Below are 316 nucleotides of genomic sequence, written 5' to 3' on the forward strand. Positions count from 1 at the left end.
CCAACGTCTACACTCATATTCAGACTACTTAAGGTTTCACTGCCCAACTTGCCGCCTGTCAGGGCCCACATGAACAGCTAACCTGATTTTTCTCTTCTAACGTACTTCAGGTGGGAGTCGTTAGCGTAAGTCCGTTAAATTTAGGACCCAGATCTAGACCACGGACAAGCCTAGGAGGATCTACGTTAAGCGCCTATTAAGCAGCTAAAGCGTAAGAATTGTTATTATTTTTTGCAGTTATAATTAAACTGGACCTTTTAACGTAGATGCCGCTACGGAGTGCAGTTGGGGCGCAACCTATACCAGTCGAATCCAG

Annotated in this window: 1 other RNA gene; it reads right to left on the minus strand. The window is 45.3% G+C overall.

The annotated features are described in order from the left end of the window. Positions 1-316: a transfer-messenger RNA gene (ssrA, locus tag HL666_RS33925) on the minus strand; the annotation flags it as partial.

The organism is Bradyrhizobium aeschynomenes (assembly GCF_013178945.1).
GTDB lineage: Bacteria > Pseudomonadota > Alphaproteobacteria > Rhizobiales > Xanthobacteraceae > Bradyrhizobium > Bradyrhizobium aeschynomenes.